This window comes from Microbulbifer rhizosphaerae, assembly GCF_014191725.1.
Classification (GTDB): Bacteria; Pseudomonadota; Gammaproteobacteria; order Pseudomonadales; family Cellvibrionaceae; genus Microbulbifer; species Microbulbifer rhizosphaerae.
Genome location: NZ_JACHWZ010000020.1, coordinates 43562 through 60396, shown reverse-complemented (window position 1 = coordinate 60396; position 16835 = coordinate 43562). Strand labels below are relative to the sequence as shown.

The window sequence follows — 16835 nt, the reverse complement described above, 5'->3', positions numbered from 1 at the left end:
TCCGGAGTCGCAATCGGTAATCCGGGTACGCGATTTCCCTGCTATGGTTATTGGTAGAAGGGAATCGCGACAGTGTGACAGCACACAACCCAATCGCGGTGCCGCCGCGGGGCCCCTACGGAGAGATTGCCCCCGGCGGTGCCATCCAGTTGCCGGTTGCCTTCCCGATGAAAGCGGTACCTTTTCTGTTTCTGTCCTTTCTATTGCTGGCCTCCCGGGCCGGGGCCGACGAAATCCAGCTCTCCGGTCAGCGCGCGCTGGAAACCGACCTCTACGAGGCCAGACTGATCTCCGAGTTGCGCGGTTACGCCATTCTGTCCGGTCGCAGCTGTGTGAACTGCGACGAAAATACCTCCATCTACATCCAGAAGATTTCCGCTAACGGAGATGAGGGTATTAGTGCCGAAGCGGGGACTGACCGCTACACTGACCGCTACACCTATCCCGGTCAGTACGCCGACTACGAGAGCAAGCGGGTGGTGGAGAAAACGCGGATGTTCTACGGCCGCTGTTACGAGAACGAGCCGGCTTTGCTGTGGCTCAGCGAGTCCCTGACGGAGAGCGGCTGGGTGAAGTCGGAATACCTGATTGTGTTCAGGGAGGGCCACCTGGAGCACCGCTACAACGAGGGCCGTCAGCCGAGTACCTTCTATATCGAAAACAGTGACTGCCGGGAATTGCCTGGCATCGTCGCGGAGACTGAACCGTAGTGCGTGCTGTGCGGGATATTGGCTTCGCGGTGCGCACGGCGCACCCTACGTCAGTGCCTGGTTTCCACAATAAAAAAAGCCCCGCTGGGCGGGGCGTAAAGGGCCGCGGTTGTACCCGCGGTTATTGATACTCGGTCGGTTGCTTAGCGGACCAAGGAGATTTTCAGCTTTCTCTTGCCCCATCTGCGGGCTTTCCTGGTGTCTTTGCCCATCCAAACATCGATGCGGTTCCTAAAGCGCTTGTTCATGCGGTCGCGCACGGTGTAGGTACCGGAAAGACCTTCGATCTTGACTTTGGCGCCGTTGGTCAGGCCACGCTTTTCCAGGTCGCGGGACACTGCAATCACTTTCTGGCCGGGCTTCAGGCGGTTGTTCCAGGCCGCTACCCAGGGGTCTCCGTCGGTTTGTCCGGACACGGAGTTGTAGGCGGTTGCATCCACGGTCATGGTTTTATTGCTGGCTGCAAAGGCCGGCACGGTGAGAGTTGCCGCGAAAATCGCGATGGTAAAGAATACGGCGTTGCGCAGAGTCTGATTGATCACTTCCCGATACCTCCAGAAGTCAGTTGGTCACAAGCCCAAAAGTGCTTGTAGAATTTCCAAGTGTTTTTGGAAATAACTGATCAATAATTAATCAGTGGGCGCTATATTACGGTTTGGTGAAGGCATATCAACCTTTTTTGTATAAAAAATAATCTATTAGAACAGGAGGTAACTTTTCACCGCTTTTTAGCCTTTTGTTCTCATCTGTTTGCGGAAGTGCAAAAAATTATTCCTGCAAATATCGGCTCACACTTTTTCTTGTAACAAATCAGTCTAATGGCTTGGGTGATCTGTTCCAGTCAGCGGGCCCTTGGGCGACAGTAAGATTTTCCTTCGATTTTCGGCCGCGGAAAAAAGGATATTGCTCCTATTTGTGCGGGCCGGGGCACAATCCGGTTGCTGAATTATTTGTGGTTGGCCAGTCACGTTCTCGGGTGGCAGGCTTCTATGGGAGGAGTAGATAGGGCGACAGCCCGCGGGACCCGCAGCGCTGCGGGCCGCTCAGAGGGCGGTGGTATCGGATACCGGGGTGGGATTTGCCTGCTGGCGCAGGGCGGTCAGGTACTGCTGGTCCTCTTCCAGGTCGGCAAAACCGTGCCGGGCGTCCAGAACCACGGCTTTTTCCAGCCAGTCGATGGCCTCCTCCAGGTTGCCCTGCCATTCGCATACCTGTCCCAGGTTGAAGTAGGTGATGGCCAGGTTGTGCCACTGCCGCTCCTGCGCCAGGTCCTGTGCGGCGGTGCTGTAGAGGCTGTAGGCGTTGCGCAGCAGCAGTACCTTGGCGGGCATCTCTTCGCTGGCGGCCTGCTGGTGGTAGGTGTGGGCCAGGGCGGAGCGCACCCGGGCGGCGGAGTGCTCCAGGGAGGCGCCTTCTTCTATATAGTTGAGCACCGCCTCGAACTGGGCCCGGGCCAGGGGATAGAGCTCCGGGCGCGCCTGCCCGCCCAGGGCGTTCAGCACTATGCCGTAGCGGTAGCGCAACTGCTGCTGTTTGCGGGGCTGGGAGGCGAGGGCGGCGATGGCTTTTTCATACAGGGGGAGAGCGGCGTCGAAATCGCCTTCCAGGGCGTATTCCTCTGCCTCCTCGACCAGCTCAGGCGCGGAGTCCGCCAAAGTAACGCCCGGCGCCAGCAGCGTGGCGCAGAGCAGCAATTTGAGTGAGGTCCTGTACATAAGGGCGCAAATCCCGCTTTTTCGCTTTTCTGTAGGAGCGGCGGGGCGGCCATCCGCCGTTGGCCGCGATCAGTCTCGCTTCGTAGCTGATACCGATCGCGGCCAGCGGCCGCTCCTACACGATACCGGGAATCCCGAATGATTCGCACTATTCCTGGCGGCCAAAATTGTCCCGATAATTTCCAGTATCAGGCCTAACCCTGCAACTGTGCCAGCACTCCCTGCAAAGGATGGCGCAGGGTCACACCTGCGAAGCGCTTGGCCTGGCAGCGGCAGGAGTAGCCACTGGCCAGCAGGGGGCCGGTGTCGCCGGAGAGTCGGGGGGCCCAGGACTGCTGGAAGATGACCTGCGAGGTCTCTTTGTGCCCGGTCTCGTGGCCATAGGTGCCGGCCATGCCGCAGCAGCCCAGGTTCTCGGTGTGCAGTTCCAGCCCCAGGGCGGTGAAAACGCTTTGCCAGTCGCGCAGGGAGGCGGTGGCGATGGTCTGTTCGGTGCAGTGGGGCAGCAGGTGGAAGCTGGCGGGGCGCAGGCGGTGCCGCTGCCGCTGCAGGTGTTCGCGCTGGCTCGCCAGCCATTCCTGCAGCAACTGCACTTTCGGCGCGCGTTCCCCCAGCAGTTTGCCGTATTCCCCGCGGTAGGTGAGGGTCATGGACGGGTCCACACCCACCAGCGGTACGCCGCTGGTGGCCAGTTCCGCGAGCATCTCGCTGTTGGCCAGGGCTACTCTCTGGAACTGGCGCAGGAAACCGTGCACGTGCAGCGGCTTGCCGTTGGCGCGGAAGGGGGCCACCAGAGGGAAGAAATCCAGTTGCTTGAGCAGGCGCAGTGTGTCCGCGACCACTTCGGCGTCGAAGTAGCTGGTGAAGGCGTCCTGTACAACGATCACCGCGCGCTCCCGTTGTGCGGGGCCCATGGCCGCCAGGCAGTCGGGGGCGGCGTAGGGCACGCCCAGTTCATTCATGGCCTTGTGCAGGCTCTTGCGCGCCAGCAGCGGGCTGTCCGCCAGGCCCAGGCCGCGTTCCAGCAGCCAGCGCACCGGTTTCAGTTTGAGCGGCCAGTTGTACAGCTGCGGCACCCGCGCCAGTTGCGGCATCACGAATTCCAGACCGCCGACGAAGTAGTCTTTCAGCGGGCGCAGGTAGCGGCTGTAGTAGAGCTCGAGGAATTTGCTGCGGAACTCCGGTACGTCCACTTTCACCGGGCACTGGCCGGCGCAGGATTTGCAGGCCAGGCAGCCCTGCATGGCCTCGTTCACCTCGTGGTTGAAGTCGTACTCGCCGCGGGCCCTGGCCAGGGTGTTTTTGATGCGCCCCGGCAGGCCGACAAAGAAGGATTGCTCGCGGAACCGGCGGGCTGCTTCAACCGGGTCCACTCCCTTCGCACTCAACTGGCGCAGCCACTCTTTCATCAGCATCGCGCGGCCCTTGGGGGAGTGGATGCGCTCGCGGGTGGCCTTGTAGGAAGGGCACATGGGGTCGTCGGGATTCCAATTGAAACAGGCACCGTTGCCGTTGCAGTGGACCCCCTCGCTGTAGCCGTCCCAAACCTGGACGGGGATGGCGCGGTCCAGTTCGCCGCGGGTGACGACTTCGTCGATTTTCAGCAGGGCGGAGACGCGGCTGGGGGTGGCGATCTTGCCCGGGTTCAACTGGTTGCGCGGGTCGAAGGCGGCCTTGATCTTCTGCAGCTCCGGGTAGAGTTCGCCAAAGAACGCCGGCGCGTATTCCGAACGGACCCCTTTGCCGTGCTCGCCCCACAGCAGGCCGTGATACTTCTGCGTGAGTGCGGCCACCTTGTCGGTGATCGGGCGCACCAGTGCCGCCTGTTCCGGGTCCTTCATGTCGATGGCCGGGCGCACGTGCAATACGCCGGCATCCACGTGGCCGAACATGCCGTAGCTGAGTCCGGCGTCATCGAGCACCGCGCGGAACTCGGCGATAAAGTCGGCCAAGTGCTCCGGCGGCACCGCGGTGTCCTCCACGAAGGGGATCGGCCTTTTCTCTCCCTGCACGTTGCCCAACAAGCCCACCGCGCGTTTGCGCATGCCCCAGATTCGGCTGACTTCGGCGTGGCCGCGGGCGATGGAGTAGCCGAAGCTCTTGCCCGGCTGGCCGATAAGGGCGTCGATCTGCGCGGTGAATCTTTCCAGGGCGCTGTCCAGTTCCTCCTCGGAATCCGCGGTGTATTCCACCAGGTTGATGCCCCTGACCGGCCGCTGCTCTTCTCCCTTCGAGGGGGGTGGGAAAAACTCGCTGACGCTGTGCCAGACGATATCCTCCATCGCCAGCTGCAATACCTTGCTGTCCACCGTTTCGATGGAAGTGGGGCCGGCGCGCATCAGTTCGGTGGCATCGCGCAGGGCGTCCTGGAAGTGGTCGTATTTCAGGTTGACCAGCGCCGCGCATTTGGGAATCGGCAGCACATTGAGTTTTGCTTCGACAATAAAGCCCAGGGTGCCCTCGGAGCCGCAGAGTACGCTGTTCAGGTCGAAAGTGTCGTTTTTCCGGATGTGAGCCAGATCGTAGCCGGTGAGGCAGCGGTTGAGTTTGGGAAACTTCCGCTCGATCAGCTCAGCTTTGTCCCAGGCGATCTGATCGCATACCCGGTGCACCCTGCCGACGCGGTCCTCCCGCGCGCTGGTTTCCCGCAACTGCTCGTCGCCGAGCGGCGCCGATTGCCAGAGTCCGCCGCCCATCAGCACCGTGGACAGTTCCAGTACGTGGTCGCGGGTCTTGCCGTAGACGCAGGAGCCCTGACCGGAGGCGTCGGTATTGATCATGCCGCCGATGGTGGCGCGGTTGCTGGTGGAAAGCTCCGGGGCGAAGAAGAGGCCGTGAGGCGCCAGCGCCGCGTTCAGCTGGTCCTTGACCACCCCTGCTTGCACCCGCACCCAGCGCTCTCCGGGATTGATCTCGAGGATTCGGTTCATGTGCCGGGAGACGTCCACCACCAGACCGTCGGTGAGCGACTGACCGTTGGTGCCGGTGCCACCGCCGCGGGGGGAGAGCACCACCTGGTGGAATTCCTCGCGCTCGGCCAGTTCCATGATCAACTGCAGGTCGCGGGTATCCCGCGGGTAAACCACCGCCTGGGGCAGCACCTGGTAGATGGAGTTGTCGGTGGCCAGCACCGTGCGGCTGGCGTAGCAGGGGCTGAGGTCGCCGCGGAATCCGGCTTCCCCCAGCGCCTGCAAAAACTGCAGGTAGAGCGCCTGTACTTCGTCGACTTCGCGCAGTGCTGGGATCATGAACGGCCTTGTGACTTTTTCGCTGCTTTTTCGGAAGGTCTGGCATTATAACGGTGCTATGGAGACTTCGCTGAAAATTCCCGTGGGCATCAGCCTCTGTCTGCTCGGCGAGCGGGTGCGCTACGACGGCGGCCACAAGCTGAGCCGGGTGTGCACCGAGCTGCTGGGGCGCCACTTCGACTACCGGCCCTTCTGCCCCGAGGTGGCCGCGGGCCTGGGCGTGCCGCGCCCGCCGATCCACCTGGTGGCCAGCGACCGCGGGCTGCGGGCCCTGGGAGTAGGGGGCAGGGATTTCACCCGGGCGCTGCTGGATTACGCGGACAGCGTGACGGAGCAGGTCCGCCAGTTGAGCGGTTTTATCCTGATGGAGCGCTCCCCCAGTTGCGGCCTGGTTTCGACGCCGCGCCATGGGTCCGCAGGTGGTGCGGCCGGGGAACCGGGGGCGGGATTGTTCGCCGGGCGGCTCCGCGAGCACTTCCCCGACCTGCCGATGGAGGAGGCCGGGCGCCTGCGGGACCCGGATATCCGCGAGCGGTTTATCGAGCGGGTGTCCGCCTACCACAGCCGGTTTCGTTGAAGCCGCGGACGCCCATCCAGTGAGCTGAACCCGCCTGTCTATACTTGACGCACTTCAAGCCTAAGCAACGGAGTGCGCAATGGGTTTCACTGCCAAGTCCCTGGCCCTGGCCGTGGCGTTCACCGCCGCATCCGCCAGCTTTGCCGACCATATCACCGAGGATCTCTACAACAGTATCGTGGTGTTCGGCGATGACTTTTCCGACAGCGGCAACGCGGGCATTTTCACCAGCGCGGACCCGGATGGGATATTCCCACGGCAGCCGGCGGTGAGTTTTATGGCACAGCGGTTCGGGCTGGCGCCGCTCAGTCCCTCCTGTTTCGGGCTGGGCCCGGCCTTCGGCGGCGCCATCCCCTGCGCGCCGGCGCCGGGAACCCCGGAGCAGCAGCGGGCGCAGATAGCCGCCTCGGTACTGGCCAACGGCAGCAACTGGGCAGTGGGCGGCAACCATACCGCGGATGTGCTGCTGGACCTGGTGGGACCACAGCGCTTTCGCCAGCTGTTTCCGAACACCACGGTGGCGGATCACAACGAACTGACTACCATCCTGCCGGATTCCACCCGCTGCGGCCCCGACGGCGTCTGCGATCCGGCGGCCGGAGAGAGCCCCTACCTCTCCCCGGCGGAAGTGGCCCTGGCGACGGCGGCGTTCGGCAACCCCGCGGCGCTGCAGGCGCTGGTGGACGACCCCAGCAACAATATCACTCTCACCGGCGTGCCCTTCGCCACCGGGCAGGGCTATCTTCCACAGAACGTCGCCGCCAAGATCTCCGGCAATACGACCTCTATTCCCCGCGACCGCCTCTTTTTTCTGAATGGCGGCGCCAATGATATCGTCGACGCCACCCTCGCCGGCAACATCACCCCGGCCCGAATGCTGCGCTCCGCGAACTTTCTCGCCACCGCCGCTGCGGAGCTGAAAAGCGCCGGCGCCGACTATGTGGTTGTGTCCAACGTGCTGCGGATAGGGGACACCCCCCTGATGAACGACATGGGGCCCGCGGCGGTAAGCACAGCCAATATCGGCACCACGCTGTTCAACGAGTCGCTGCGCCGACAGATCAATGCCATCGGCGACGTGCTGATCCTGGATATGGAGGGCATCATCGCGCTGGCGCTGGACAGACCGGGACTGTTCGGCTTCGCCGACATCGACCAGGACTCCACCTGCTTTGCCGCCGGCGGCTGCGCCAACCCGGACCCGGTGTACAGCCAGACCGGCAGCGCGCCGGATGCGGACCGACTGCTGTTCAACGACGGCTTGAATCTCACCCTGGCCGGACAGCAGTTGCTTGGGGACTACTACTATTCCGTGCTGAGCGCGCCGGTGGGCTTCGCGATCCTGCCGGACTTGGGCTACCAGAACACCCGCGTCCACCAGTCGAACATCGACCACCACATGACCGCGCAGCGCTTCCGCGATCCCGAGACCACCCTGTTCTTCGGCGGCGCCTGGGGACACGCGAACCTTGGCTACGGGCCGGCGCGCAATCGCGGGGAGAATGCCTGGAACGGCTTTCTCGGCTTCAGCTTCGCCGGCAGCGACTGCTTCGAGTGGGCCCTGGGGCTTTCCTATGGCGAGAGCGACTACAGTCCCCACGGCCTCCAGCTGGAGTCGCGCAATCTTAACTTCAGCGCTTTCGCCCGCTGGGACAACGAACGCTTTTTTGTCGATGGCGGCGTCACCTACAGCGATATCGATTACTGGGACGTCGACCGTACCGTCTATCTGAGGGGGCTTCAAAGCGAGGTGTCGGGGGACACCGATGGTGACGGGGTCAGTCTGTTCGCCCGCGCAGGCTACGACAGTGTGCTGGCGCTGCCCTGTCATATAGGCCCCTTTGTCTCGGTGGCCTGGACCCGGATAAATGTGGACAGTTTCAGCGAATCCACCAACCTGGACCTCACTTATATCGGCAGCGACGGCGCCACCCTGGACCCCATTGGCCTGCGCGTGCGCGGCCAGGAGCGCGATTATGTCCGTTATCGCGGCGGCTTCTTTTACAACGCGCCGGAGGAGGCCGACTGGCGCTGGTTCGGGGAGGTCTGGCTGGAGTACAACGACGGCGACGAAACCGACGACGTGGGTATCGGCATCAAGTCCATCCCCTTCAACAGCGCGTATATGGCCGCCTACGACAGCCGCAATGAAGGCTTCTTCGCCAACGGCGCCGGTGCTCTGGTGGGTCTCAACCTGACGGATAAATTCCAAGTGAGCGGCAATGTGGTGGTGGGGCCGTCGGATACCATTGGCGGGTTGAACATCAATTACCGGTTTTAATGGCCGGGACCCGGGACCACGGAGCTCCAGCTCCGCAAGCGGGCCTCGGGCCCGCCATGTCACCGAATTTTCTGCGGCAAAGCCGGACCAAATGGCGCGGGAATGCGAAATCCCCGCCGCTATCGCGGCATCGATTACTCTCGCGGTTGTTACCTTAGAAGGATCGACAACAACCGGATAGAGAAGATGTTCAGCCCCCGTTTCAGTATCCAGAGCGAAGCCCTCAACCGAGCCGACGCCGACGTGTGGGCGGTCAGCGACCGCGCCCGCGAACTGGCGGGCAAGGGCGAGGACGTAATCTTCCTCTGCGTGGGCGACCCCAACTTCGACACCCCGGAACCCATCCTCGATTTCGCCCGCGCCCGCCTCGGTGTCGGCCGCACCCATTACTCCCCCGCCGCCGGCGAGCCGGTACTGCGCCGCGCCATCGCCGATATCGAAAGCAAGGTTTCGCCGCACCCCTGCAGCCCCGATGATGTGGTGGTCTTCCCCGGCGGCACCAATGCCATCTACAGCGTACTGGCCTGTCTGCTGAACCCGGGCGAGGAGATCGTGATACCCGAGCCCATGTATATCGGCTATGTGCCCATCTGCGATTCCCTGCGCCTGAAGGTAAAGCCGGTCCCTTGCCCGGCGGAAACCCATTTCGCTTTCGACGTCGAGGCCATCAAGCGGGCTATCGGAGAGAACACCCGCGCAGTGATGATCAACACTCCGGGCAACCCCACCGGCGCCATGGCCACCCCGGAGCAGCTGCGGGAGCTGGCCGCCTACTGTCGCGCGCGCAATATCTGGCTGGTGTGCGATGAGATGTACTCCATGATCACCTTCGCCCGCCGCCACACCTCCCTGCGCACCGCCGCCGAGCACCTGGACAACATCGTGGTGATCGACGGCCTGTCCAAATCCCACGCCATGAGCGGCTGGCGCCTGGGCTGGGCGGTGGCCCGCGGGCCGCTGGTGGAGCGCCTCGCCGAATTTGCCGGCGCCACCATTTTCGGCTGCCCGCAGTTTATCCAGGAGACCGCCGCCTTCGCGCTGGAGTTCGATACTTACTTCGTCAAGCAGATGCGCGACGCTTACCTCGTGCGCCGCGACCTGATCGTCGAGCGCATTGGCCGCATGCCGGGGCTCAGCTGCACTGTGCCGGACGCCGGCATGTTCGTGATGATGGATGTATCCCGGGTGGCGCTTTCCCAAAATGGGGGGAGCAGCCGGGCCTTCGCCGAGTCCCTGCTCGATGCCGAGCGTGTCTCGGTGCTGCCCGGTTCCGCCTTCGGCGCCAGCGCCAAAAACCATGTGCGCCTGACCCTGGCCGCGGACGAGGCTTCGCTGAACCGCGCGCTGGACCGCATCGAGCGCTTTGTCGCCAGCGGCAGCCGCCAGGCGGGCTGACCGCCGCTACCTTCACATTCGTCATTCCGGCGCAGGCGGGAATCCAGGACTCCGAACAGGGCTCTGGATTCCGGCCTGCGTCGGAATGACGATGAGTTAGTGATTTGGTGGCTGCCAGTGCGGAGTTCCAGCCGCGGCCGAATACCGCTATCCTTAGCCCCTTTTCCCGATACAAGAATCAATCCGTGAAGATCGACCGGCACAATTTGCGTATTTTGCAGGCGCTGCAGACCAACGCGCGCATCAGTAACCTGAACCTGAGCGAGCAGATAGGGCTTTCCGAGAGCGCCTGCCTGGCGCGGGTCAAGCGCCTGACCGGCGAGCGCTATATCCGCGAGTTCCTCGCCGAGGTGAACCTGGACAAGGTGCGCCACGCGGAGTTCTACGTGAACGTGGCGCTCAAGCGCCAGGACGCGCGTACCAGCGAGAGCTTCCGCCGCACCATCAACGACATTCCGCAGATCGTCTCCTGTGTGAAAATGTCCGGCGAATTCGACTATATGCTGCACTTCGTGTGCCCGGACGCCGCCGACTTCAACCGCGTCTCCGAGCAACTGCTGGCCGACGAAGAGGCGGCCATCTCGCGCATGACCTCCCACCTGGTGATCGAGAAGACCAAGCCTTTTACCGGTTACCCGCTGGAACTGCTGTTCCGGGACTGACCGCCATTTCTCCCGGTAGCGGTATTGCGCGGCGCAGTCCGTCGTCCAGGGCCGGCCGCAGCAATTAGGGCCTGTACAGGATGGCAACGCGGCTGTCGAATTTGGTGTGAACAGGCCCCAAGTACCTTGCCAGCACAAATTCGTCCTGGTTAATAAGTAAAGGATTGTGTTGTCTGCGCACAAACCTGGTAAAAATATTCGCTTCGATGCAAAGCCGGACGACAGCGCCCCCCTTATCGCTGACAATTCTGTCCAATATGGCAAGCAGCAGGTTTGTCTCTGACTCCGCAATGCGGATCAGGTGACAAATATAAGAAGAGACGGTTGGGAGCGATGACAGAGAAAATAGCCGGTAGCCTCCGCAGGGGAGCACTGCCGGTAAATATCCGCATTTTATAGCTGTTTTGGCAGGTGATGTCTGTCGCAAAAGCGGTGTGTAGTATTTCCCGTCTTGTTTTTCTTTTTCCCTCTCCCCGTTTGGGTCACACGCCTGTTGCTTCACCGCGGCCGACGAGCTTATTTCAGTTCCGACCTTTACGGAGAAGATTAAATGAAATCATTCATTGGAGTATGCATGCTGCTTTCCTGGTCATTGTTGGCAGGCCAGGCATTGGCTCAGAACCTGGTGGTTCAGTACAGGGCCGCCGACACCAGCGCCGGCGATAACCAGATCAAGCCGCACCTGCGAATCGTCAACGAGAGTTCCAGTTCGGTGCCCTTGAGCGAGTTGACCGTCCGCTATTGGTACACCAATGAAGGCGGCCGGCCGCAGAACCACTGGTGTGACTGGTCGCAGATTGGCTGCAGCAACATCTCGGGTTCCTTCCATTCCATTCCGGCAGTGACGGGTGCGGATAATTACCTCGAACTCAGTTTCAGCGGCGGCAGCATCGCCGCGGGCGGCAATACCGGCGATATCCAGAACCGCTTGGCCAAGGACAATTGGACCAGCTTCGACGAGTCCGACGATTACTCATTCGATCCGACCAAGACGGCCTATGCCAACTGGGATCGGATAACGCTCTACCGCAACGGCAGCCTGGTCTGGGGCACCGAGCCGGATGGTGCCTCATCCGGCAGCTCTTCATCTAGCAGCAGTTCGGGCAGTTCCAGTTCATCGTCCAGCAGTTCGTCCTCCAGCAGCTCATCGAGCAGCAGTTCGGGTTCTTCGTCAGGTGGGAGCTTCTTTAATTCCAGCTTTGAACTGGACGCCGTTGACGAGCAACCGGCCGGTTGGGACAACTTTATAGGCTGGGTATTCAACAACAGCAACAACATCAGCCAGCCGCGGTACGCCCTGGTGGATGACACGCGGGCTTTCAGCGGCACCAAGTCTGTTCATTTCAAGGGCGGTGCCGCCCCGGCGCAGATCGTGCGCGCGCTTCCGCCGGGCACCGATACCGTTTACCTGCGTGCCCGGGTTTACATGAGCAAGAAACTCGGCAACGAAGCCGGTGACAATCACGAACACATTATGGGAATCAAGGCAACGCCCGATGCCAACGATGAAATACGATTCGGCCAGATCAAAGGCCACCTCGGCACCAACGAGGTTCCCAGTGACGACATTTCCCCGCCGCAAAGCCAGTGGTTCAGCGGCCCTGAAATCACCGCCAATGAATGGCACTGCGTCGAAGTCGGGATGCTGGGCGGCGATCGCCCGTATCACGAGTTGCGTGCCTGGGTTGACGGGCAATTGGTCCATGTCATCGACTCAATTGACGACTGGAACAACGGCGGTGTAGGCGGAAATACGCGGTGGTTGGACGGCAAGTTTAATTACGTCATGTTTGGCTGGCATAGTTTCAGCAACAATAATGCCGATGTTTGGATGGACGACGTCGTAGTCGCGGATGCGCCCATCGGGTGCGACAACCCACCATCCGGTAGTTCCAGTTCGTCTTCCAGCAGTTCATCGAGTTCGAGCAGTAGTTCCTCGTCTTCGAGCAGCAGCGCCTCAAGCTCCAACTCGTCTTCCAGTAGCAGCTCGTCCGGCTCCTCGGGCAGTGGCTCGTCCAGCTCCAGCTCGTCTTCTTCGTCGTCCTCGGGCAGCGGTTCCAGCAGCAGCGGCGGCATCACGGTTCGCGCCCGCGGCACCGCCGGCAGCGAGCATATCAACCTGGTAGTGGGCGGTTCGACGGTCGCGAACTGGATCCTGAGCACCGGCTACCAGGACTACGTCTATCGTGGTGACGCCACCGGCGAGATCCAGGTCGAGTTCGATAACGATGCCGGCGGCCGGGATGTTCAGGTGGACTACATCCAGGTGAACGATGAGACCCGCCAGGCGGAAAACCAGAGCGTCAACACTGGTGTCTGGGCCAACAACCAGTGTGGTGGCGGCTCCAACAGTGAGTGGCTGCACTGCAACGGCCATATCGGCTTTGGAACCACCGGCAGTGGTAGTTCCAGCTCGTCCTCGAGCAGTTCTTCGAGTTCCAGTTCCGGCGGCCTGGCTTGCGGGGAGCCGCCTTCAGGGTTCCTGGCCGCCACGGCCGTCGAAGGTGCCAATTCGACACGCACTGAAGCCAGCTTGTACGAAGGCGCTGTGTGGATTGACGGCGCGCTGTATTTTTCCGACTTTACCTTCTCCGCCGGTTTTCCTTCACGCATTCAGAAGCTGACTACTGCGGGTGTGATGACAACTCAGATCGCCGACAGCGGCAGTAATGGGTTGGCGGTTGATGCGCAGGGCGATATTGTTGCCGCCACCCACAAGTACAGCGGCATTTCCCGATACGAATTCACTACTGGAAATCGCACAGCGGTGGCGTCAACCTATAATGGCAACGTCTTTAATTCGCCAAATGATCTGGCGATCGCCAATGACGGAACTATTTACTTTACCGACCCCGATTTTCAACACGATCCCGCAGCAGGCGGTCAGCCTGTCACGGGAGTATACCGCATTGATGTGAACGGCGAGGTGAGCCTGATCGATGGTTCGTTAAACAACCCGAACGGCGTTGCGCTGTCACCGGAAAACGACGTGCTTTACGTCAACGGCAATTCCAGCGTGTTGCGGACCTATCCCATCATCAATGGCCAGGTGTTCCCTGGCACTGACCTTGTCCAGGGATTGATGGTACCCGACGGCATGACTGTCGATTGTCACGGAAACATTTATATTGCCGAATATAATGCTCAACGCCTGAGAGTATTCGGCCCCAATGGCAGCCAGTTGGCAACCATCAGCGTGGATGCCAAGGTAACCAATGCGGCATTTGGCGGTGACGATGGTAAAACTCTATATATCACCGGTGAAGGACGGGTATGGAAAATCGGTTTGGACGTAACAGGAACGCCGTATTAAAATATTACAATATCCTGAGGCCGCTTCAGCGGCCCTGCGTATAGATGTCCTGCGAGTTCGATTATATGCTGCACTTCGTGTGCCCGGACGCCGCCGGCTTCAACCGTGTGTCCGGGACTGACCGACGAGGATGCGGCCATCTCGCACATGATGTCCCGTCTGGTGATGGAGAAAACCAAGCCGTTTACCGGCTATCCGCTGGAGTTGTTGTTCCAGGACTGACAAACGCGCCGCGATTTATTCGCGGCCGATGAAAAGGGAGAAGAGGATGTCCCTGATGGACAGCGAATCATCGGATCTGGCCGGCCTGCTGGAGCGGGCGTTGGACACCAGTCTGGATTTCGTGGACTCCCTGACGGAACGGCCGTCTGCCTGTGTCGCGCCTCCCGATCTGCCATCCGGCCTGTTGCCGGAGCAGGGGGTGGGAAGTGAAAAGACGCTCGACCATTTTCGCGAAGAATTACTCCCCTACCTGTCGGCCTCGGCGGGTCCCCGCTATTGGGGATTCGTCACCGGCGGCGCGACCCCGGCCGCGTTGCTGGGAGACTGGCTGAGCAGCGTCACCGACCAGAATCTTTCGATCGCCGGCGATTCCATCGCCCCTGCGGTGGAGGTGCAGGTGCTCGACTGGCTGCGCCAGCTGTTCCAGCTGCCCGAGACGTTCAGCGGCAGCCTTACCAGCGGCGCCACCAGCGCCAATCTGCTCGGGATACTCTGCGGTCGCCAGTTTGCCGGTGAGGCCCAGGGGATCGATGTGGCGGCCTCGGGCCTGGCCGGTACGCTCATCCACGTGTTTTCCGCCTGTCCCCACGCCAGCAGCCTGAAGGGGTTGGCGATTGCGGGGTTGGGCAGGGACAGCCTGATGTCCGTCGCCTGTGAACCGGATTCGGAAAAGATGAGCCTTTCCGCGCTGGAGTACGCCCTGTCCGCCAGCGGCAGTCCGGGGAAAATCGTCCTGGCCAGTGCCGGCACCGTGACGGGTACCGATTTCGACGATCTGTCCGCGATCGCCGATCTCTGCCAGAAGCATCGTGCCTGGCTGCACGTGGACGGCGCCTTCGGGATTTTTTCGCGGCTGTTGGAAGACAAGCGAAACTGGACGGACGGCCTCGAACGCGCCGATTCGATTACCTGTGACGGCCACAAGTGGCTCAACGTCCCCTACGACAGCGGCATTTTCCTGACGCCTCACACACGCCTGCTGGAGCAGGTGCTCTCGGTATCCTCTCCCTACTTGGTGAACGACAGTGCCCTGCCGAGCTTTATGAATCGCGGGGTGGAAAACTCGAGGCGCTTTCGCGCCCTGCCGATCTGGTTCAGCCTGCAGGCCTACGGCAGGGCCGGCGTCGAGGAGATGGTGGCCGGCAACTGCCAACAGGCGGCGCGGCTGGCCGACTGGCTGGAGGCTTCGCCGGACTACGAACTGCTGACGCCCTGCAAGCTGAATGTGGTGGTGTTTCGCCCCGCCAATGTCGATGACCTGACCGGCTGGCTGAAGAGAGTGAACGCCACCGGCACTGTGTTTGTGACCCCGGGGCGATGGCAGGGAACGGATGCCGTGCGCGCGGCTTTCAGCAACTGGTCCACGACGTCGGCCGATGTGGACCGGGTGACCGGCCTGCTGGAAAATATGGCCAAAGGCGAATCGCCCATTTAAAAAAGCGCGGCCCGGAGGGCCGCGCATAAGCATGCGGTTATCTGCCGATCAGCCGCAATTATTAAACCGGCGCCGCTTCGCCGCTGTCTTCTATCTCTCTTCCAGCTGCTTGGCGGAACGCCTGTTTGTAATTCCTGAGTTCGGTGCCCATCCAGCGATCCCACCAGGTGAAATAGAAACCGTAATTGCCATGGAAGCGTTGGTGGTGCAGGTCGTGGTGGGTGGTGGTGGTGAGCAGGTCGAGGGGGCCGTCCACCCAGCCCCGCGGATGGAATTCGCAGCTGGCGTGCAGCATGGCGTTGCGGAAAATCATGATAAAGAGAAACGACAACCAGACGAGCAAGTGCAGCGGCAGCAGTATCATTGCCAGCGGCGAGAATATCGCCATCAGGAAGGCCTCGCCCACGGAAAAGCTGTAGGCGGCCCAGGGTGTGGGGGTGCGCGACAGGTGGTGCAGGCGGTGGAAGTGTCTGAACAGCTTGGGGTGGTGCATGGCGCGGTGCGCCCAATAGAAATAGGCATCGTGCAGTAGTATCACCAGCGGCAGGCTGGCCAGGTTCCACCACAGCGGATACAGGCTCCTGTCGCGGTAGAGCTGCACCACTCCCCAGTCGTAGAGAATGCCGGTGATCACGCCCATGGTGGCGAAGACGCACAGGGTGAGCATGGAGTAGCTGAATTCCCTGCGGATGTCCCGCCAGCCGGCGCGGCGTCTTTGAATGCGGCGCCGGTCCATCCAACGGCGAAACAGCCAGCTCACCGCCAGGCTGACGCAGGTGGTGGCCAGCAGGTAGCGGAAGAGGTCACGCTGGAAGTGCACGGCCCAGTCCCGGGCCAGATCCCACAGGAATTCCATAGTCTCACCTTGTTATTTTTCTGCCGGGACTTTCCCCTGTAGGAGCGGCCGCTGGTCGCGATCGGTGGTGGTGTATTTCACAGTCGCTGATTCGCGCGCCATCCCTGACACTCACCCTTCGGGCGCCTCCGGCGTCCAAATTTGTTCCAGGCAAATTTGTCGCGGCCAGCGGCCGCTCCTACAAGGGGCAGCGCCAGAGTCTGGAGGATTGTTGGCAGGAGTGCTTGCGGAAAGTGAAAAATCCCTGACGGATTTCAAACAGCGGGGTTTTTTATCCGGGCGAGGGCTCGCCACCCTCACCCTGTGGGCAGTAGGGTTCAGGGCCCAATGGCACTGATCACCCCGACAGTCCCCTCTCCCCCTTTGGGTAGGGAGAGGGGGAGCCGGTCAGCGCCCCCTCCCCCGGCCCCTCCCCCGCAAG

11 protein-coding genes are annotated in these 16835 nt (G+C 61.7%); 7 read left to right on the top strand and 4 right to left on the bottom strand.

What is annotated here, in order from left to right:
- Positions 1-74: 74 nt before the first annotated feature.
- Positions 75-710 (top strand): hypothetical protein, encoded by a 636-nt coding sequence (locus tag FHS09_RS17765; RefSeq protein ID WP_183462384.1) that lies wholly within the window; start codon positions 75-77, stop codon positions 708-710.
- A 143-nt stretch (positions 711-853) separates the two neighbouring features.
- Here the strand turns inward: FHS09_RS17765 and FHS09_RS17760 are convergent, their stop codons facing one another.
- The 3 genes from FHS09_RS17760 to ydiJ all read right to left on the bottom strand — a co-directional run bounded on the left by FHS09_RS17760 (position 854) and on the right by ydiJ (position 5673).
- On the bottom strand, positions 854-1252 hold the full coding sequence (locus FHS09_RS17760) for a 3D domain-containing protein (protein WP_343057514.1): 399 nt from the start codon (positions 1250-1252) through the stop codon (positions 854-856).
- A gap of 501 nt (positions 1253-1753) precedes the next feature.
- On the bottom strand, positions 1754-2425 hold the full coding sequence (locus FHS09_RS17755) for a tetratricopeptide repeat protein (RefSeq protein ID WP_183462383.1): 672 nt from the start codon (positions 2423-2425) through the stop codon (positions 1754-1756).
- A 194-nt stretch (positions 2426-2619) separates the two neighbouring features.
- Positions 2620-5673: a D-2-hydroxyglutarate dehydrogenase YdiJ gene (gene ydiJ / locus FHS09_RS17750; protein WP_183462382.1), complete on the bottom strand. Its 3054-nt coding sequence runs from the start codon at positions 5671-5673 to the stop codon at positions 2620-2622.
- Between the two features lie 58 nt (positions 5674-5731).
- Here ydiJ and FHS09_RS17745 point away from each other — a divergent pair, with 58 nt between their 5' ends.
- The 6 genes from FHS09_RS17745 to FHS09_RS17710 all read left to right on the top strand — a co-directional run bounded on the left by FHS09_RS17745 (position 5732) and on the right by FHS09_RS17710 (position 15558).
- Complete coding sequence (locus tag FHS09_RS17745) at positions 5732-6250, top strand: 2-thiouracil desulfurase family protein (RefSeq protein WP_183462381.1); 519 nt, start codon at positions 5732-5734, stop codon at positions 6248-6250.
- 79 nt (positions 6251-6329) lie between these two features.
- Positions 6330-8531, top strand: a complete 2202-nt coding sequence (locus tag FHS09_RS17740; protein WP_183462380.1) for an autotransporter outer membrane beta-barrel domain-containing protein — start codon at positions 6330-6332, stop codon at positions 8529-8531.
- Positions 8532-8633: 102 nt separating this feature from the next.
- Complete coding sequence (locus tag FHS09_RS17735) at positions 8634-9926, top strand: pyridoxal phosphate-dependent aminotransferase (protein ID WP_343057513.1); 1293 nt, start codon at positions 8634-8636, stop codon at positions 9924-9926.
- A 185-nt stretch (positions 9927-10111) separates the two neighbouring features.
- Entirely contained in the window at positions 10112-10588 is a 477-nt protein-coding gene (locus FHS09_RS17730; RefSeq protein WP_183462378.1) for an AsnC family transcriptional regulator, read from the top strand.
- Positions 10589-11138: 550 nt separating this feature from the next.
- Positions 11139-13901 carry an SMP-30/gluconolactonase/LRE family protein gene (locus FHS09_RS17720; RefSeq protein ID WP_221192097.1) on the top strand — a complete coding sequence of 921 codons (2763 nt, stop codon included), beginning with the start codon at positions 11139-11141 and terminating at the stop codon, positions 13899-13901.
- Positions 13902-14169: 268 nt separating this feature from the next.
- Positions 14170-15558, top strand: a complete 1389-nt coding sequence (locus FHS09_RS17710; protein ID WP_183462376.1) for a pyridoxal phosphate-dependent decarboxylase family protein — start codon at positions 14170-14172, stop codon at positions 15556-15558.
- A 61-nt stretch (positions 15559-15619) separates the two neighbouring features.
- Here the strand turns inward: FHS09_RS17710 and FHS09_RS17705 are convergent, their stop codons facing one another.
- Positions 15620-16414 (bottom strand): sterol desaturase family protein, encoded by a 795-nt coding sequence (locus FHS09_RS17705; protein ID WP_183462374.1) that lies wholly within the window; start codon positions 16412-16414, stop codon positions 15620-15622.
- Positions 16415-16835: the final 421 nt, after the last annotated feature.

Coding starts and splice junctions, on each gene's coding strand:
- FHS09_RS17740 (WP_183462380.1), top strand. CDS start 6,330: ATGGGTTTCACTGCCAAGTCCCTGGCCCTGGCCGTGGCGTTCACCGCC.
- FHS09_RS17745 (WP_183462381.1), top strand. CDS start 5,732: ATGGAGACTTCGCTGAAAATTCCCGTGGGCATCAGCCTCTGTCTGCTC.
- ydiJ (WP_183462382.1), bottom strand. CDS start 5,673: ATGATCCCAGCACTGCGCGAAGTCGACGAAGTACAGGCGCTCTACCTG.
- FHS09_RS17720 (WP_221192097.1), top strand. CDS start 11,139: ATGAAATCATTCATTGGAGTATGCATGCTGCTTTCCTGGTCATTGTTG.
- FHS09_RS17705 (WP_183462374.1), bottom strand. CDS start 16,414: ATGGAATTCCTGTGGGATCTGGCCCGGGACTGGGCCGTGCACTTCCAG.
- FHS09_RS17710 (WP_183462376.1), top strand. CDS start 14,170: ATGTCCCTGATGGACAGCGAATCATCGGATCTGGCCGGCCTGCTGGAG.
- FHS09_RS17735 (WP_343057513.1), top strand. CDS start 8,634: ATGCGAAATCCCCGCCGCTATCGCGGCATCGATTACTCTCGCGGTTGT.
- FHS09_RS17755 (WP_183462383.1), bottom strand. CDS start 2,425: ATGTACAGGACCTCACTCAAATTGCTGCTCTGCGCCACGCTGCTGGCG.